The organism is Streptomyces angustmyceticus (assembly GCF_040701845.1).
GTDB classification, from domain to species: Bacteria; Actinomycetota; Actinomycetes; order Streptomycetales; family Streptomycetaceae; genus Streptomyces; species Streptomyces angustmyceticus_A.
Map to the genome: position 1 here is coordinate 20,847 of NZ_JBFBHQ010000037.1, position 16,987 is coordinate 37,833.

Annotated in this window: 12 protein-coding genes; 5 read left to right on the forward strand and 7 right to left on the reverse strand. The window is 63.2% G+C overall.

Features of this window, described 5'->3' with window-relative positions; genetic code table 11:
• Positions 1-310: 310 nt before the first annotated feature.
• From AB0411_RS36110 to AB0411_RS36120, 3 genes are read right to left on the reverse strand one after another with little or no spacing between them, the layout of a single operon-like run.
• Complete coding sequence (locus AB0411_RS36110; RefSeq protein WP_366421467.1) at positions 311-730, reverse strand: arsenate reductase ArsC; 420 nt, start codon at positions 728-730, stop codon at positions 311-313.
• Positions 723-1,844 carry an ACR3 family arsenite efflux transporter gene (gene arsB / locus AB0411_RS36115; RefSeq protein ID WP_366421468.1) on the reverse strand — a complete coding sequence of 374 codons (1,122 nt, stop codon included), beginning with the start codon at positions 1,842-1,844 and terminating at the stop codon, positions 723-725. Before arsB ends, AB0411_RS36110 begins: the two co-directional genes overlap by 8 nt.
• On the reverse strand, positions 1,841-2,236 hold the full coding sequence (locus AB0411_RS36120; protein ID WP_366421469.1) for an ArsR/SmtB family transcription factor: 396 nt from the start codon (positions 2,234-2,236) through the stop codon (positions 1,841-1,843). The genes arsB and AB0411_RS36120 overlap by 4 nt, the downstream gene beginning before the upstream one ends.
• A 79-nt stretch (positions 2,237-2,315) precedes the next feature.
• Between AB0411_RS36120 and AB0411_RS36125 the strand changes: the two genes are divergently transcribed.
• Positions 2,316-2,786, forward strand: a complete 471-nt coding sequence (locus tag AB0411_RS36125; protein ID WP_366421470.1) for an ArsI/CadI family heavy metal resistance metalloenzyme — start codon at positions 2,316-2,318, stop codon at positions 2,784-2,786.
• Positions 2,787-4,418: 1,632 nt separating this feature from the next.
• On the opposite strand, the gene AB0411_RS36130 is transcribed toward AB0411_RS36125, so the two are convergent.
• The 4 genes from AB0411_RS36130 to AB0411_RS36145 form a co-directional block, all read right to left on the reverse strand.
• Complete coding sequence (locus tag AB0411_RS36130; RefSeq protein ID WP_437044418.1) at positions 4,419-4,658, reverse strand: hypothetical protein; 240 nt, start codon at positions 4,656-4,658, stop codon at positions 4,419-4,421.
• 252 nt (positions 4,659-4,910) lie between these two features.
• A complete protein-coding gene (locus AB0411_RS36135; RefSeq protein WP_366421471.1) occupies positions 4,911-5,330 on the reverse strand; it encodes a hypothetical protein in 420 nt (139 codons plus the stop codon).
• On the reverse strand, positions 5,327-7,465 hold the full coding sequence (locus tag AB0411_RS36140) for an AAA family ATPase (RefSeq protein WP_366421472.1): 2,139 nt from the start codon (positions 7,463-7,465) through the stop codon (positions 5,327-5,329). The genes AB0411_RS36135 and AB0411_RS36140 overlap by 4 nt, the downstream gene beginning before the upstream one ends.
• A gap of 228 nt (positions 7,466-7,693) precedes the next feature.
• Entirely contained in the window at positions 7,694-9,853 is a 2,160-nt protein-coding gene (locus tag AB0411_RS36145; protein ID WP_366421473.1) for a DEAD/DEAH box helicase, read from the reverse strand.
• Between the two features lie 345 nt (positions 9,854-10,198).
• Between AB0411_RS36145 and AB0411_RS36150 the strand changes: the two genes are divergently transcribed.
• The 4 genes from AB0411_RS36150 to AB0411_RS36165 are packed head-to-tail and all read left to right on the forward strand — an operon-like array spanning position 10,199 to position 16,973.
• Entirely contained in the window at positions 10,199-11,344 is a 1,146-nt protein-coding gene (locus tag AB0411_RS36150) for a cysteine desulfurase family protein (protein WP_366421474.1), read from the forward strand.
• A gap of 51 nt (positions 11,345-11,395) precedes the next feature.
• A complete protein-coding gene (locus AB0411_RS36155; protein WP_366421475.1) occupies positions 11,396-12,505 on the forward strand; it encodes a DUF4007 family protein in 1,110 nt (369 codons plus the stop codon).
• The gene (locus AB0411_RS36160; RefSeq protein ID WP_366421476.1) at positions 12,502-16,140 is read left to right on the forward strand and encodes an ATP-binding protein; all 3,639 of its coding nucleotides are present in this window, start codon (positions 12,502-12,504) and stop codon (positions 16,138-16,140) included. The genes AB0411_RS36155 and AB0411_RS36160 overlap by 4 nt, the downstream gene beginning before the upstream one ends.
• Positions 16,137-16,973 (forward strand): phosphoadenosine phosphosulfate reductase family protein, encoded by an 837-nt coding sequence (locus AB0411_RS36165; RefSeq protein WP_366421477.1) that lies wholly within the window; start codon positions 16,137-16,139, stop codon positions 16,971-16,973. Before AB0411_RS36160 ends, AB0411_RS36165 begins: the two co-directional genes overlap by 4 nt.
• The last annotated feature ends 14 nt before the right edge of the window (positions 16,974-16,987 follow it).

A 16,987-nucleotide genomic window follows, 5' to 3' on the forward strand; every position in this document is an offset into this window, starting at 1 on the left:
TGAGGGTCCCGAGGTGTGGAGGGTCCGGCGGTCGGTACAGCTCGGTCAACTTCAGAAAGCCGGCGAGCTCCGCGCGAGCCCAAGCGGCGTCGATGCCCATCGCCCCACAGTGCCTGCGGCCACTGGCAGTGCACCCGCCCTTTCTCGAAGCGGACCGCACTGCCCGATCTCAGACTGCGGTCTGCTCCTGACAGCTGATCAGGTACCGGCGTCTCCAGGGACGACGGTCGCGTTCAGTTCACGGCGGGGCTGCGGCGTTCGGCATCGCATCGCTCCCGGGTCGGGGCGATGGTCTCGAAGGCGGCGGTGCTCATGGGCGGGCCCGGGTGCCGAGCTCGGCGAGCAGGCCGCGCACCCGGTGCTCGATGTCGTCGCGGATGGGCCGGACGGCGTCGATGCCCTGGCCTGCGGGGTCATTCAGCTTCCAGTCCAGGTAGCGCGTGCCGGGGAAGACGGGACAGGCGTCCCCGCAGCCCATGGTGATCACGACGTCTGAGGACTGCACCGCCTCGGGCGTGAGCACCTTCGGCCTCTGGGCGGAGATGTCGATGCCGACCTCGGTCATCGCTTCGACCACCGCCGGGTTGACGGCGTTGGCGGGGGCGGAACCGGCTGAGCGGACCTCCACCTTGTCCTGGGCGAGGTGGGTGAGGAAGGCGGCGGCCATCTGGGAGCGTCCGGCGTTATGGACACAGACGAACAGCACCGACGGTTTGCGGGGATCAGTCACGGGCGGGCTCCTGGAGGCGGGTCGGCTCGGCGGCCGGGTCGGTTTCGGCAAAGAGGCGGCGGGCGGCGAGGGCGACATGGACGAGGCCGATGAGTGCCGGTACCTCGATGAGGGGGCCGACGACGCCGGCCAGGGCCTGGCCTGATGTCGCGCCGAAGGTCGCGATGGCGACGGCGATGGCGAGTTCGAAGTTGTTGCCGGCCGCGGTGAAGGCCAGCGTTGTGGTGCGTGGGTAGTCCAGCCCGACGGCCTTGCCCAGGGCCATGGACCCGGCCCACATGAGGGCGAAGTACACCAACAGGGGCAGCGCGATCCGGGCGACGTCGAGAGGCTTGGAGGTGATGGCGTCGCCCTGGAGTGCGAAGAGCACGACGATGGTGAACAGCAGCCCCCACAGGGCGAAGGGGCCGATGCGGGGGATCAGCTTCGTCTCGTACCAGGTGCGGCCCTTGGTCTGCTCGCCCAGGCGGCGGGTGAGGAAGCCTGCGGCCAGGGGGATGCCGAGGAAGATCAGGACGCTGCGGGCGATCTCCCACACCGAGATGTCCAGTCCGGTCTGTTGCAGGCCGAGCCAGCCGGGCAGGACGGAGAGGTAGAACCAGCCGAGCAGGCTGAAGGCGAGGACCTGGAAGACGGAGTTCAGGGCGACGAGGACGGCGGCGGCTTCGCGGTCGCCGCAGGCCAGGTCGTTCCAGATGATGACCATGGCGATGCAGCGGGCGAGCCCGACGATGATCAGTCCGGTCCGGTATTCCGGCAGGTCGGGCAGGAAGATCCACGCGAGCGCGAACATCACGGCGGGGCCGAGAATCCAGTTGATCACCAGCGAGGGAAGCAGCAGGCGGCGGTCGCGGGTGACGGTGTCCAGGCGGTCGTAGCGGACCTTGGCCAGCACCGGATACATCATCACCAGCAGGCCCAGCGCGATCGGCAGGGAGACGCCGGTGACGGTCACCTTCGCCAGCGCGCCCCCCAGGCCCGGCACCGCGCGGCCCAGTCCGAGACCGGCGCCCATGGCCAGCAGGATCCACAAGGCCAGGAAGCGGTCCAGGAACGACAAGCGGGCCGCGACCGGCCCCGCAGGCGCGGTCTGGACCGTCGCCTTCGCGGTCATGAGGCCGCCCCGGCAGGCTTCTGGGCGGTCTGGGCGAGGGGCTGGCCGGCGGGCCGGGTCAGGATGCCGGCGAGGCGGTCGGTCATCTCAGGCAGCAGCCAGTAGTACACCCATGTCCCGCGGCGTTCGCAGTCGATGAGTCCGGCCTGCCGCAGGTGCTTGAGGTGGTGGGAGATCGTCGGCTGAGCCAGGTCGAAGGCCGGCGTCAGGTCACACACGCACACCTCGCCGCCGGCCCGGGAGGCGATCATCGACAGCAGCCGCAGCCGCACCGGATCGGCGAGGGCTTTGAAGACCTTCGACAGCTCGGTGGCCTGTTCTTCGTCCAGCGGCGCGGTCAGCAGACCCGGGCAGCACTCCTGGCCGAGCACCTCAAGCTCTTGATTCGACATATGTCTATGTTGACGAACTTCGATACAGGGCGCAAGCTTGAATCGACAGGCATCAATACAACGAGATGGGGAGAGTGCCATGTCCCGCGTTCAGCTCGCCCTCAACGTTCCCGACCTCGACGCTTCGGTGGAGTTCTACTCCAAGCTGTTCGGCGTCACACCGGCCAAGCGCCGCCCCGGATACGCCAACTTCGCCCTCACCGAGCCGCCGCTCAAGCTCGTCCTGATCGAAGGCGAGGTGGGCCAGGAGACCCGCCTGGACCACCTCGGCGTCGAGGTCGACTCCACCGAGCAGGTCGCAGCCGCCACCGGCCGTCTCAAGGAGGCGGGGCTTGCGACCTTCGAGGAGAGCGACACCTCCTGCTGCTACGCCCTCCAGGACAAGGTGTGGGTACACGGCCCCGGCAAGGAGCCCTGGGAGGTCTACGTCGTCAAGGCCGACGCCGACCAGATGGGCAAGAGCGAAGTCCTCAGCGGAAGCGCCTGCTGCACTGACCTCGCAGCGGCCGAGCCGAGCGGGGCGGCCACCGGGTGCGCCTGCGGCAGCTGACTCGCCGCCCCGGCGTGCTGCCCGGATTCCGGTCGGCCGCACAGCCCGGCCCCGTGCCACGCATTGCACGATGCCAGGACCGCGGACACCTGAAGGGGCAGCGCCACTCCAGGGTGATCCAGCCGTCCGGGATCCATCCGCCACATAACCCTCAAGGAACAGCCCCAGTTCCGCGATCCCCATCTGCCCGGCGTATGCGGCGACTTTGGCGCGCGGAGCCCCGGTCAGGGCCACGTCCGTGCCAGGCAGCCCTCTGGGCGAGGTGACGTGCCCGGTGAAGATGCGGCGCTGACAGGGCCGCCCACCGGGCGAGGTGCCCCCGGCGTCGGCGGCGGCCCGGATCCTGCCGGTGACCGCGCCGAGGCGGATCGCCCCCGCCGGGGCCACCATGCAGGCAAGGCGCTGCGCGGCCTGCCAACCCGTGACATCGACCCGGCCCGTGCGCGGGTGTGGATGCACGGCCCGACCAAGACGCAGCCGCGCTGGTGCCCGCTGGACGCCTGGGGCGCCCAGGTGCGGGCCGCCCGCGCGCGGCCCGCAAGAAGACCGCACGCCGCGCCGCCGAAGCCGACCTGCGCACTGTCTCCCAGCGCATCACCGACGTGACCCGCTTCGACGACCTCAACTGCCTCGCCGGCACCCTCGTTCCCGCTCCGGGGCCCGCGCCGCGGGCGCCCGCCCCACTACCCGCCCTATCTCCACCTGCTCATCCTCGCCCTGCGTGGCATCCACGGCTCCGCCCGCTACTGCGCCGGCGACCTGCAAGAACCCAGTGTGTGGACGACGATCCGAGGCAGCGTCGCCCAGCACCTCGGCCACGACGAAGCCGCCCGCCTGCCCGAAGCCGGGCCCTCCCGCCACCAGTGGCACACGCCCAGCGCACCCTGCTCGTCCCCCGCCTGGAAGAACTGAGCGAAACCTTCGCCGACCTCGCCCTGACCCAAGCCCTGCGCCAGGGTCTGCTGCCCACCGACGCCAAACGCTCCTGGAGCAGCCCGCAGCGCCACCAACTCATCGCCGGCGACGGCACCGTCGCCAAAGCCTCGTCGTCCTCGGTCTCTCCTCGCTCAGAACGCCACCAGCTCAGCCCGCTACCAAGACGACCCCACCTGCTCCGACGCCCACACCGAGACAGCAGACCTCAGCAGCGACCGACGAGCAGCCTCGCGATCATGAACTGGACCGAGGCGCCCACCACACCCCAGCCCCATCCGCTACCCTGTCTGGGACCGCCGCTCGCGGCGGTCCGCTCCCTTGCCGGGAACCGGATGAACATCACTCAGAGCATTCATCCACGTTTGCGCAAGGCCCTGCCTCCGTGCCTCCGTAGTGGGCCTTGCGGATAATTGCGAATCCGCAGGTCAGAGCCCCGTCGCAGTAGGCCCTCGAAACGCCTCCGCAGCGAATCGGGAACGTGTGGAACGTCATCGCAGGTCAGCTGTGTAGCGTCGCGTGACTGACGACGCAGCGCCGTTCGAGGCTCCGCCCTGAGGCATTGCGAGTGCGGCCCGGCCGCACATCCAGCACCGAGGCTGCGCCGTTCATGCTGTGGTCACAGTCGACCAGCCTGCCACCGAGACTGGCTGGTCGGTGCTCAGCCCGAGGCGTTGCACTGTGCGGTGGCGTCACTTTCTACTGGGCATCGATTTCGGCGATGAGGACCTCGATGCTGGGCTTGATCTCCTCGCGGATAGGGCGGACGGCGTCGACTCCCTGCCCGGCCGGGACCGCCAGCTCGCAGTCAAGGCACTTCTTGCCGGGCAAGGGCAGGCGTCGCCGCAGCCGATCGATCTCGACTCCGCTGAAGCCGATCGCGCCGAGCTCTTTGACCGTGGCGCGGCCGTCGCCCAGGACTTCTAAGGAAGTCGGCAAGCTCCTCCGGGAGCGATCTCTGGGGTAGTGCCCAAAAACTCGGCGGCTTCCTCCTGAAAATTGAGCCACAGTCACTGACTGTACTCGCCAGGGTTCGCAGTACGCGTCACGGGTTCTGCGCCGCCGTCTCTGAAGATGTCTGGGATTCAATCTCGCACGTTTCCGCGCACTGGCACCAACTGCCCTTCTTCCTCGATAGCACTCCCATCTGGGCTGATTCCCATACCGACACGCGTGGATCACGAGCGGTCTTCAGTCTGGAGCGAGTGTGCTCAGGTCGAGGCGACTAAGGACCGACAATGTGGGCTCCGTCTTGAGCAGGCACTCATTTCCCAGCCACTCAAGCCCGAAGTTTGCATACTCCATGGCCAGCCCAACGACCCGTCGCGGCTCCGTCAAGACATCATCGCCCTCTTTCGTAAGGGCAAGCAATTCCAGGTGCGTCACCCGCCACGGGTCACTGTTGAAGATAGAGCCGTCCATGAACTTAACGCGCTGAGCGTCTGACTGAAACGGCAGACGCTCACCCTTTCTTACGCCGATGCACAGACCAAGCCACCATCCGTCAATCTGGCGACTAAATATCTTCCCTTGGCCGGTGCAGTTTCGAATGACTCGGTGCGCATCTTCCGGCATGTAGAGATCAATGCTGGCGTACGGTGCTACCGTCACTGCGGAACCCCCTGTTCGCGGTACTGAAGATGCTCGACGTCACCGTGCCGGGCACACACGTCACACATTTCTCGATGTGTACATGCACAGGTTCGTGACACCGGAGCGTCAACAAGCCAGTTGTTCGATAGGTCCCGCGGGTAGTGATGGCTGCACGAGAGCGTTGTGAATGAGCCGGCGCGATCATCCAGGATGTCTTCGATGCCGGCAATCTCCGACCTCGTAAGCAATAGGACAACCTGGAAAGGCGTCTCTGATGGACTTGCGGGGCGGGTTATAGCCTCGACCATGCGGCGTTTTGTATCACCAGACACCATCCCAAGAGGAGTGTCAATAAAACGTGGAGCGACGACGCCCGCAACCTCCATGAGCGACCATACGAATGACAGGGTCAAAGCTCGCTGTGACGCCCCGTTGACTTCGAAGTCGGGATCGAAACTAGCACCCCTTTGACTCATTACTTTAATATCAAAAGAATCCGTGATCGTTACACCCGTATAGACCCCTTGCGTAGCAGAGCTATCGGTGCCAATAATTTCCTGAAACATTCCTTGCAGTCTGCCCGAGACACGATCGACGTATTCGCCCTCCAAGCGATGACGCACGGCAGAAACAAGAGTCTTCAGGTCGTGGGCAACATCGCGCTTCGTGGCAAGATCGGCGCTGATTTGAGCGTCGCGTTGAGCCTTCTCCAGAGCCTTTTGCTTGACAGCGAGGTCCTGCCGTGCGGCCTCGACCTGGTTGCTGAGATTGCCGTGCTCATAGATGGTGTCTTTAATCTTATCGTCCAGGTCATTCAAGTCGCCCTGAAGCCAGCGAACCCTTTCGTCATCAATCCGGCCCCGTCGCTCCTTTGTAACATTAAGCAGAGCACCTTTACGTTCAATCTCTTGCGTGATTGTCGCATACTCCGCGAGGAGTTCAGTCCTTCGGTTGGGGAATTTATCCGACTGGTCCCCAATATCGCGAAGGGCGCGTGCGCGGTACCTAGTTTTGGAGAGACGTTCGCCTACTTCGCTCCTTTTCTGTTGCTCAGCGAGAAGGCCCTGCACGTGGTTTCGGTGCGAGGTGCCAGGGTTTAGTGACTCCCCACAGATGCACCGGTAGTCGTCGAGACAGTCATGGAGGACCTGGATTGAGTGGCTAGGGATAATTCTCTTGTCTGCGAGTTCATCGAGGCGCTCGAGCCCGGCAGCTAGGGACTCGCTCATCAAAGACCAGGAGGTGATCTCGCTGCGCAACAACAGGGACATCTCGCGTAGACATTCATTCCTGCGGGAGTCCAGTGCTACGCAATCGCGCTCGAGGTCGGAAATCTGAGCATTGAGGACCTCAAGGTCCCCGACATCCTTGATCGCCTCAAGTTCGCGCCGCTTTTGAGCCTGGGTGCCTTCCATGTTCTTCTGGCGTGCCGAAAGTACATCTACCCTGGCGACGAGTTCATCGTACTTCTCCTTTCGTGCATCTCTCTGATCTGCTAGCGCTTCAACCTTAGAGCCCGCGTCTTTCGCGGCGCGCTTCTCGTAGACTTCATATACAGCGGCAGCATCCTCGACGGCTTTCCGTAGCACGCCGATTCCTAGAAGGCTTTCGATAGCCAGGTGCACTTTCTCCTGGCGCTCATGAGCATGCTGCCGACCGCTAATGAACCTCTGGACGTCGTCACCATTCGTGAAGAAGACATCGGCGAGGCGTTCGGGTAGCCGATGCGCTATCCATCGCTCGGGCAACGCCGTCGGCTCTCCTCCGGCCTCAGTCAGTCGGGTGAGGCGAAAGATTTCATTGCCTCGCTCGAATTCATCTCCCTCCGCAGGAGTCTCGTTCACTGTCCGCTGGAGTCGATAGCGGGCCAGTACACCATCGTCCTCGACTTCGAAGTCAAGGCTGACCTCGACCATGACGGGGATTCCTGCCGGACTGGCCGTAGAAGTTAGGCGGATATTCTCTTTGCCTGTCGCTGCCCTAAGGCCGCTTACGCCATAGAGCCCCCACAGGATTGCGTAAAGTAGAGATGTCTTACCTGAGCCGTTCTCGGCTCGGATGGCGGTCAGTGGGCGTCCGGGGTCCACTGAGAGGTCAATTCGGACATCTAGCAACAACTTAAAGTTGTGCACTTGGATGCGATGCAGCCTCATCAGGCTTCGTTCCTTCCGAGGTTGATCGCCTGCGCCCCGAGCTTCTCAATGACCTTCTGGAGATTGTCCTGGCGTTGTCTTGGGCTCGTGTGGTCCTGCTGCCGCACAAGGACATTGAGAGCTGAAACAAGGTCATCGTGATATCCCGTGTACCGTTCGCTGCACGCGTCTACTTCCTCGTGTGCAACTTGACTAATTCGCGGTGATGTAGTCATCCATCCCTCCCCGTTAGAGCGTTCGCTCATGCCTGTCGATGGCGGCCCGGGGTCCATCCGAGTCGTATTCATTATCGGCCGCACTCGCGAACTCTCGCGCCCTCTTCAGTTCGCCGATTAGGAGCGCGCGCCCCTCTCTCGTTCCCAGCGCTGGCGGAAGCACTAGAAAATCATGGAGATTGGCGATCTCCTTACCTTCCGCACGTCGGAGAATCCTGCCTCGCCTCTGAACCCATTCCCGGCGCACGGTGCTCGAAGCCAGCAGATAGGCGGTGTCAGTTTGCGGGATGTCAATTCCTTCGTCCAGAACCTCCATGGCTGTAAGGACCTGATATTCCCCTCGCCCGAAGGCTTCCAGATATTTCCCTGATCCACGCTTCGCAGTCTCTGCATGAGTGAACTGATGAAAGCTGATGCGCAACTCGTCGAGCATCCGATTAGTGGCATCAATCTGACGCTCACGGGTAAGCACAGGGGGCTTCGCTGATGTATAGATGAGCGTCTTACTCACATCGCGCGATCCGTGCAGAGCGAGGAGCTGACGGAGGGCTGGGATCTTCGCTTCGGCATGCTCAAGAAGAGCACGCCGGCGGCGGAGTAGATGCTCGATCTGCGCCTGCAGATCGGAATCTTTACCATCGTCCGGTTGCTGGAAACCCTTCCGTTGCAGCTGTCGAGTCAAGTTCTCATACTCTGCCATCTCATCTTCGGAGAGGGCAATTTCATGGAGATGATAGTTGTATGGACTCAGGCAACCGGAGCGAATAGCATCTTTGAGCGTGAATTCGAATAGCTCCGGACCGAAATAGCCGAGCAGGCCTGCAGTGCCTTCAGAGTCGTACTGTCGACTCGGAGTTGCTGAGAGGCCCAAGCGGACGTCGAAGCGTTCGGGCTTCTGTGTCATGAAGCTCTTTGAGCCTAGGTTGTGGACTTCGTCCCCGATGACCATCGCGAGAACCGATGGAGGGAGGGTGCCGATGAACCCCCGGAAAGACGCATCCGTAGTGAAGAGCTTCTGGGTGCACACGATGACCGATGTATACGATCCTTGTGAAGCAAGTCCAGCCTTAATTTCCTCGAGACGGGCTTCTCGCTTCGACCCGGAGCTGCCGCTTGGTACAAATGGTTCAACCCCGAAGCGCCGGACAACATCGGACCATTGCCGCATCAGTGGCGCACTCGGGGCGATCACGATGACAACCATCGGCCCTTTGTGGCGATCTTGCTCTTGGACTGCAGCAATCAAGGACGTCTGGGTCTTGCCTCCTCCTGTGGCGATAGACAGAATTCCCCGAGAGCCGTTGACCGAGAAGGCTTCGACTGCTGCCGCTTGGTGTGCGTAGCGGCCATTGCGCCACTCGACATCAGGCGGAATCGAAAGAAGCCTTGGCTGAGCGAGACTCACGCCGGGAGGCAGTGGGGGTTCCAAACCTCGTGCGTGATCGGCGTGCCATGCCCGCCAGAAGTCATCGATAGTCGGCGCCTGTGCCGTACTACGTTGCCGTCCTGCCAGTCGGAGGCCATCGTTGAGATCCACGGCTAGCACGTGTGGACTCTCGTTGCGCCATTGCCTTTCCCAGCCTGCCAGGAGCTTGGACACGCGCTCCGAGGCGATGTGTCCATCACGCCAGGGTTGGTCAACCGTCATCTGCTCGCCGTTTACGAGCAGTCCTCGTGCGGTCGCATTGCCCGAGCCATGCACCGCGGCCCACTCCGAGTCCGACCTGATGAGCCACTGCTTCTTGTGGTACATGCCGGACTTCATGAGGGCGAAGCGGACCTTTAGGCGTCCGGTTGCGACAAGGTAGGAGAGACATTCGAGGGTGTGATGCACAAGAGCATGTTCGGAAAGGGCTGCTTCATCAAGCAGGCGATCGAGGGCAGCTTCAATGACCTGCTCAGCACTCCGTACCCCTCGCTCCATCGCTGCTAGGTCGGTCGCGTCGACCGCCGGACTGATCAGGAGCTGAAGTGTGCCGGTGTCTCGGCGCAAAAAATCTGCTAGGCCCGGCGCGATCTGCGCGAGGCACTGAGAGCTGAAGAAGCCGGCAGCGATCCGAACGTCATCCGACACCTTGATCGCTGGAATGAGAACTTCCCCAACGAGGTCGTCCTCTGGGATGTCGTAGATCGGATGAGCTCGCCGAAGGGCTGCGATCAGTTGGTCGTTCATCGTGCTCGCCCCCCGTTCGCGGCCACGCTGCCTACTGTGCTTGGCCGCTACTGAAGACGGTTGCCGACCGTCAGGGTCGGCGGACCTGCGTGTTCACGACACCGGATCAAGGCTAGCCCTGACGGCTAAGGGTGTGGGGCGCTCCGGCAGATCTGTGGCCCGGAGTGGCTGAAACTCGCGGTTCCGGCGAGCCTGCCTCGAGGGGTTGATGAGTCCGTTAGGATCTCAGGGCACTCCTGGTGGAAGATGAGCTAGCTACGAGAACAGTCACCAGGAGCGATGTAAGGAGCCAATCTCAGCAGGCGGGGGCACTCCATGAACACAGGCTCATACGCCGCGGAGGCGGTGTACCTCGACTACAACGCGACCGCACCCATGCGCCCGGAAGCACTGCGGGCCACACACGACGCGCTTCAGGCGGTAGGTAATGCCTCCAGCATCCACGATCACGGTCGCGATGCCGCAGGAAGGGTGGATCGGGCGCGTCAACAAGTCGCAGATTTGCTGAACTGCTCGCGCAGCGAACTCATCTTCACCTCGGGCGCGACAGAAGCCAACAACCTTGCGCTGCACGCCACTTACGCAAGCCAAGGGACCATCGTCACTTCTGCAGTCGAGCACCCGGCAGTTCTGGAGACTGCTCGAGCCCTGACTGCTGAGGCTCCGGGCTCTCTAATGATCTTGCCCGTCGATGGTGAGGGGAAGATCGACTACAGCGCGTTTAGAGCCGAGGTCGAGCAGCGCGGAGCGGCCCTCGTCTCCATCATGCTGGCGAACAACGAGACAGGGGTCGTCACCGATCTCGCCCCCATTGCAGAGGTAGCGCACTCGGTCGGCGCGTTGGTTCACACAGACGCGACACAGTATGTCGGCCGGCTCCCCCTCGATCTGGGGGATCTCGACGTGGACCTGCTCTCTCTATCTGCCCACAAGTTCGGCGGCCCGCAGGGAGTCGGCGCGCTCTACATCAGACGCGGCACCCCGCTGCCGCAGCGGCCGCTCGTGTTTGGAGGGGGACACGAGCGAGGTTGGCGTGCCGGCACCCTCAACGTTCCTGGGATCGTCGGCCTGGGCGCTGCTGCCGAGACTGCCCACCGTGAACTCGATGCCGAGGCATCTCGCATCGGAAAGTTGCGTGATCTTCTGGAGGGCAAGATCCTCGCGCAACTCCCTGGGAGCTACGTCAATGGTGTCGGCTCCACACGTCTGCCCGGCGTCTCCAGTGTCACCTTCCCTGGCTGCCCCGCCGACGCGCTCCTCACGTCGATGCCCGACATCGCTGTGTCCGACGGAAGCGCCTGCTCTGCTGGCGCGCCCACCCCGAGTCACGTCCTGTTGGCCATGGGGCTGGGCCGGGAGGCTGCCGACTCCACCCTCCGTTTTTCGCTGGGCTACGCCACCACGGAGCAGGAGATTCACAAAGCCATCGACGCCACCGTACGAGCTGTGACATACGTACGGGCCGTCATGGATGCGCCTGGCCATCCTTGATCTCGACTTAAGACTTCGCACTCATACCTTGAACTGAAGGGTTCGACCGTAATGCCAGAAGGCCGCCTCTCCTCCGACGTCGTCGGACTGAAATTCAACAGGCACGAGAGCTTCCCTCCGCGCTTCGGTTGGCTGCACAAGGCATACCTACAGGTGAAAAAGGACGAGATGCTCTTCCACGCCCCTGATGCGCTTGTGCGTCTGGGCGTGGGAAAGAACATGGTCGATTCCATGAGGTATTGGGCGCAAGCGTTCAAACTCACCCACGAATACCGCAGTGCCGATGTGCAGGCACGCGCGCTCGCGGCAGCCCCAACTTGGCGTGCGCGGTGGCTCCTTGACGAGGATGGCGCAGACCCCTACCTAGAGGACACCGGAAGCCTCTGGCTATTGCACTGGTGGCTCGTCTCTGGCGAGAGGGAAGCCAAGTGCCTCGTGCCGAGCTGGTATGTGATGTTCCACCTTGCGCCGCTTGCTCGCGTCACGGTGGACGAGATGGCTACCCTCATTACACGAGAGGTGCACAGCAGCTTCGATCGTGATAAGTGGCCGGCGCCCGACTCGATCAGCCGGGACGTCCAGTGCTTCGTTAAGATGTACGCCCCGGACATGGACGCGAATCCACTCTCCCCGGGCAGCTTTGAGGACTCGTTGCTCTGCCCCTTCAAGGAGCTCGGCCTGCTCGAGTATCAAGGAGGCCGCGGCAAGGAACGCACTTACCGCTTCACCAGCGGCATCCGCCCGAGCTTGCCACCGAGCGTGCTCGTGCACGCCTGCCTCGACTACGCTGCTCGATTTTCTCGTAAGCCCGACTCCATTTCGTTGGCCCGCCTTGCCAGTGAGCCCGGCGCTCCTGGCCGTGCCTTCCACATGCGTGAGCCCGAACTCGCTAGGTCGATCGAAGCCTTCGTCGAGAACCACCCCCAGTTGGAGATCGTGGAGTCGCTCGGGCAGCGGAGCCTCCGTTTCGCGGACAACCCGGAAACCTTGGCTTGGGACATCCTCGACGAGCAGTACGGCCGCGTGCGTGACCGTGCCGGGTTCCCGACTCCCGAAGAGTGGGCGCGGCAGAACCCAGGCCTTAAGAAGACTACGGACGATGCTGAGGCCACGCAGGGGCAGATCCCCCAGCAGCCCACCATGATCGAGGAGCTCGCGTGACCACGGCGACCAAGACATCTCCCAGCGCCAAGCGGAAGGGCGCGGCTCTCCAGATCCCTGCTGGAATCAGCTTCGTTGGAACGGAATTCCGTTCCACCAATCTGGAGCGCGACGTCCGCGCGCAGGACTTGCACTCCCCATATGTGGGCGTGCGCGCCCTCGATGTCCTGGACCGGGTGGGTAACGCGCTCGGAGACCTCAAGCGCACTCGCGCCTGGTCGTTTACTGGCCCGTACGGCTCCGGAAAGTCGACACTCTCCAACCTGATTGACGCCCTTCTCGGCCACGACTCCGAACGTCGAGCCAATGCCTATGAGGCGGTCGCAGCCACCAACCCTGCACTGGCGCAGGAGATTGCTGAGAATCGCGAGGCGCTTGCAGCTGACGGCTTCTTGGGCGCTGTCACAACGGCACGCAGAGAGCCGCTGGCGGCCACCATCCATCGGGCGCTGCAGACCGCGGTGGAGCGGAAGTGGAAGAAGCGTGTCCCGAAGGACGTCTCCACTGTCATGGCGGCTTGTGCCGAGACGGACGTCCCAACTACCGACAGCCTGCTCAACGCGGTTACGACGCTGTGCGACAAGGCGCCACTCCTCCTCATCATTGATGAGTTCGGCAAGACGCTGGAGTATCTGGTCTCCGTCAGCGAGAGCAATAGCTCCGAGAGTGACGTGTTCCTCCTGCAGCTCCTCGCGGAGAGGGGCGCTGGCGCCAAGGGTCTGCCGCTCTTCATGTTCACCCTGCAGCACCTGGCCTTCTCCGACTACGCTTCGCGGTCCAGTTCCGTGCAGACCCAGGAGTGGGCCAAGATCCAGGGCCGATTCGAGGACGTCACCTTCGCTCCCAACCTGGGTGATGCGGTCTACCTTCTCCAGCGGAAGCTGGCCCATTCCGAGGTGCCGGCGCAGGGCCGCAAGCTGGTTGAGTCTCAGGCGCAGGCGGCGTACGGCATCTGGCGCCAGCAGTCGCTGCACTCGGTAGTTGACATCTCGGCAGAGTCATTCGCCCAGCTGTACCCACTACACCCTCTTACTGCCGTCGCGGCTCCGCTCATGGCAGCGCAGATCGGCCAGAACGATCGAAGCCTCAGCGGCTTCCTGGTCAACGATGAGCCATTCACAGTACGGCGCAGCCTCGACACCTGCGCGGTCGAAGCAGCGGAGCTCGCCTCGACGATCCGTCTCCCGCAGCTATACGACTTCTTCTTCTCTGCAGGGCGCACCACGATTCTCGCGTCTTCGAAAGCAAGCCGGTGGCTGGAGATCAACACTCGCCTTGAGGAGGCCAACGGGCTCCCCGAAACGGACCAGGAGCTGCTCAAGGCGATCGGCGTCCTCAATCTCATTGACGCTGATGGGCTGTTGCGCGCTACGCCGGCGATGATCCAGTTCGCGCTGAACGACCCGACCGACGCCACCGACACGAAGCGGTTCGACCAGTTGCGGGAGCGGCTGGACAAATTGGTGGAAGACGGATTGGTCGTCCACCGTTCGTACAGCGATGAGTACCGGATCTGGCAGGGCACCGATGTCGACATCGACGCCCGGGTTCGAGAGATCGCCACTCAGCTGCAGCCAGATGACGTGGTGCGCTACTTCAACAAGCACCTCGGGACGAATGTCCTCCCGAACGCGGTGGCCGCTGGCGCACACAGCCAGCTCACCGGTATGCAGCGGCACTTCGTCACCGCGGTCAGCCATCGGACGGAAAAGCTGCGCGGTCCGAAGGTCGTTCAGGACGCGGCAGACGGGATGCTCGTCTTCCACTTCGGTGGCCTGAACAGCTGCCCTGGGGTGGACTCGCCACTCCCAGTCGTCGTGGGCGTCACCAAGAATCCCCAGGCGGTGCTGGACGTCGGCAACACCCTGGTGGCGCTCCAGGACCTCATCAGCGACGAGGACCTAGACCATGTCGCTCGGCGGGAGATCAACGAGCGAGCTGGTGAGTTCTCCCAGCGCATCACCGCCATGCTCGCCGAGGCGTTCCGCCCGGGAAGCGACGAGTCGAGCTGGTTCCTGTGGAATAGCGGTGAGGACACCGACGGTGAGCCCGCCCGGCAACTCATGGCCCGCAGCTACGCAGGGCTCGTATCCGAAGCATGCAACGTGGTCTACGACCAGACCCCGCACGTACGGAACGAGATGGTGGGACGTCACCAGCTCACCAGTAACGCCGCTCGAACACGCCGTGAAGTCCTCACGTCGATGATCGAGAAGACCGGCTTGCCTCTGCTCGGCTGGCCCCACGACAAGTTCCCGGCAGAGCGTGCCCTGTACGACGGCGTCGTTGAGCACCTCGGACTGCACCGTGCCGCTGGCGAGATCACTGGCGGAAAGAACTCTGAAGGCAGCATTCATACTCACGGGATGTCTCGCCCGACAGCCGCCACGAACGCGAGTGTTATGCCTGTTTGGGAGGCGCTTGAGGAGGCATTGAGCGACGCAAAGGAACCGACCAACATCGTCGAGATCTACGAGCGGCTCATGGCGCCTCCGTACGGCGTCAAGGCCGGTGTCGTCCCGATCCTGGTAGTTGCCGGACTCGTCATCCGGGGCAACGATGTAGCCCTCTTTGAGGAAGGCAACTACTGCCCGCGCCTCACCGCTCCGATCATGGAGCGCTTGAACGTCAACCCCGAGCGGTTCGCGCTCAAATCGACCCCGTTTGATCGCGGTCAGCGGCGAGTCGTACTCGACGGTCTCGTTAAGTCGCTCGGCGTTGATATCCCGCGCAGCCGTGCCAATCGGAACCCAGCGTTGCTCGCGGTAACCCGCGGGATGCTGGAACGGATCATGGTCCTCGACCAATACTCGCGGAAGACGAAGCGTCTTAGCGATGACACCCTCGTCGTTCGCCGAGTACTGACCGAAGCGACCGACCCCGACCAGCTGGTCTTTGAGGAGCTCCCGGAAGCCCTGGGCTTCGAGGAGATCACTCCGGGCACGCAGAAGGATCCCGAGGCCGCAGAGGCATACGTCGCACGCCTCACCGCCGCGCTCAACGAACTTACGGATGCCAGCGCGAACCTGTCCCGGTATGTAGTCGAGACACTGGCGCAGGAATTCAGGCTCCCTGCATCGAGTACCGGCGAGCTGCGGACAGGTCTGGCCGAGCGTATGCGTGGCTTCGCCGATGCCTCGCTCGAGGTCAGTCTCCATGGCTTTGTGACCCGAGTGCTAAACGAGATGCTGCCCGACGACGACTGGCTCGGCACAGTCGTGGTCCAGCTCGTCAATCAGGCACTCGGTGACTGGACTGACCGGAACATGGAGGTCTTCCCCCGTGTCGTACGGGACAGGGCACGTGCACTTGACCGCGTGAGCCATCTGTACGACGTCGCGGAGGAGGAGGTAGTCGATGAGCCCGCCGTGGCATCCCTCAATCGTACGAAGCCGAAGCAGCGCCAGATCGACACCCACCTACTGACGCTCACCACTCCCCAAGGGACGGAGGAGCGCACGCTCATCCACGTCCCGAAGAAGTCGCGAAATGCAGCGGACAAGCTCGTTGTCAGTGTCATCAGGCAAGCTGAGGAAGCACTGGGCCCCGACGGCGCACGTATCCTGCTCGCCGCCCTGGCCGAGCGCATGTCCGGCCAGGGCAGCGCCACATCTGAGAAGAAGGAGCAGCTGTGACAGACACCGACGGCTCCCAGAGCAAGAAACGCCACGTTCTCGGGATCTCGGGGGGCAAGGACTCCTCATCTCTCGCGATCTACATGCGCGATCGTGTGCCGGAGATGGAGTACTTCTTCTGCGACACCGGGGCCGAGCTGCCAGAGACGTACGAGTACCTCAACCGTCTTGAGGGCGCCTTGGGTAAGCCAATCGAGCGACTGAACTCCTCCCGAGACTTCGATCACTGGCTCGAGGTCTACCAGGGCACGCTGCCGAGCCCTCAAATGCGCTGGTGCACCAAGAACCTGAAGATCAGGCCACTTGAGGAATGGATCGGCGACGACGAGGCCATCTCGTACGTGGCCATCCGCGCAGACGAGAACCGGCTCGGCTATGTCAGCACCAAGCCGAACATCACTGCGGTCTTCCCCTTCCGCGAGGATGGGATTGACCGCGCGGGCGTGGACCGCATCCTCGACGAAGCCGGCATCGGCCTCCCCGGCTATTACGAGTGGCGCACGCGCTCCGGCTGCTACTTCTGCTTCTTCCAGCGCAAGCACGAGTGGGTCGGCCTCAAGGACCGACACCCGGATCTCTACGAAAAGGCTGTTGAGTACGAGGACAAGGTCAGGCACCAGGACACGGCCATGCAAGGCCGAAAGTACACCTGGTCTCAGGGCGAGTCGCTGGGAGAGCTGATAGGACGTCGCGACGAGATCGAGGCGAAGCATCAGGCGGCGCTCGATCGGGCAGCCAAGAAGGTGAAGCCGAACAGGCCGCTGCTTGAGGTCCTGTCCGACGCGCTCGACGATGACAGCGACGAGGCCGGCTGCGCCGTTTGCCACCTCTGATCCACATTTAGCGA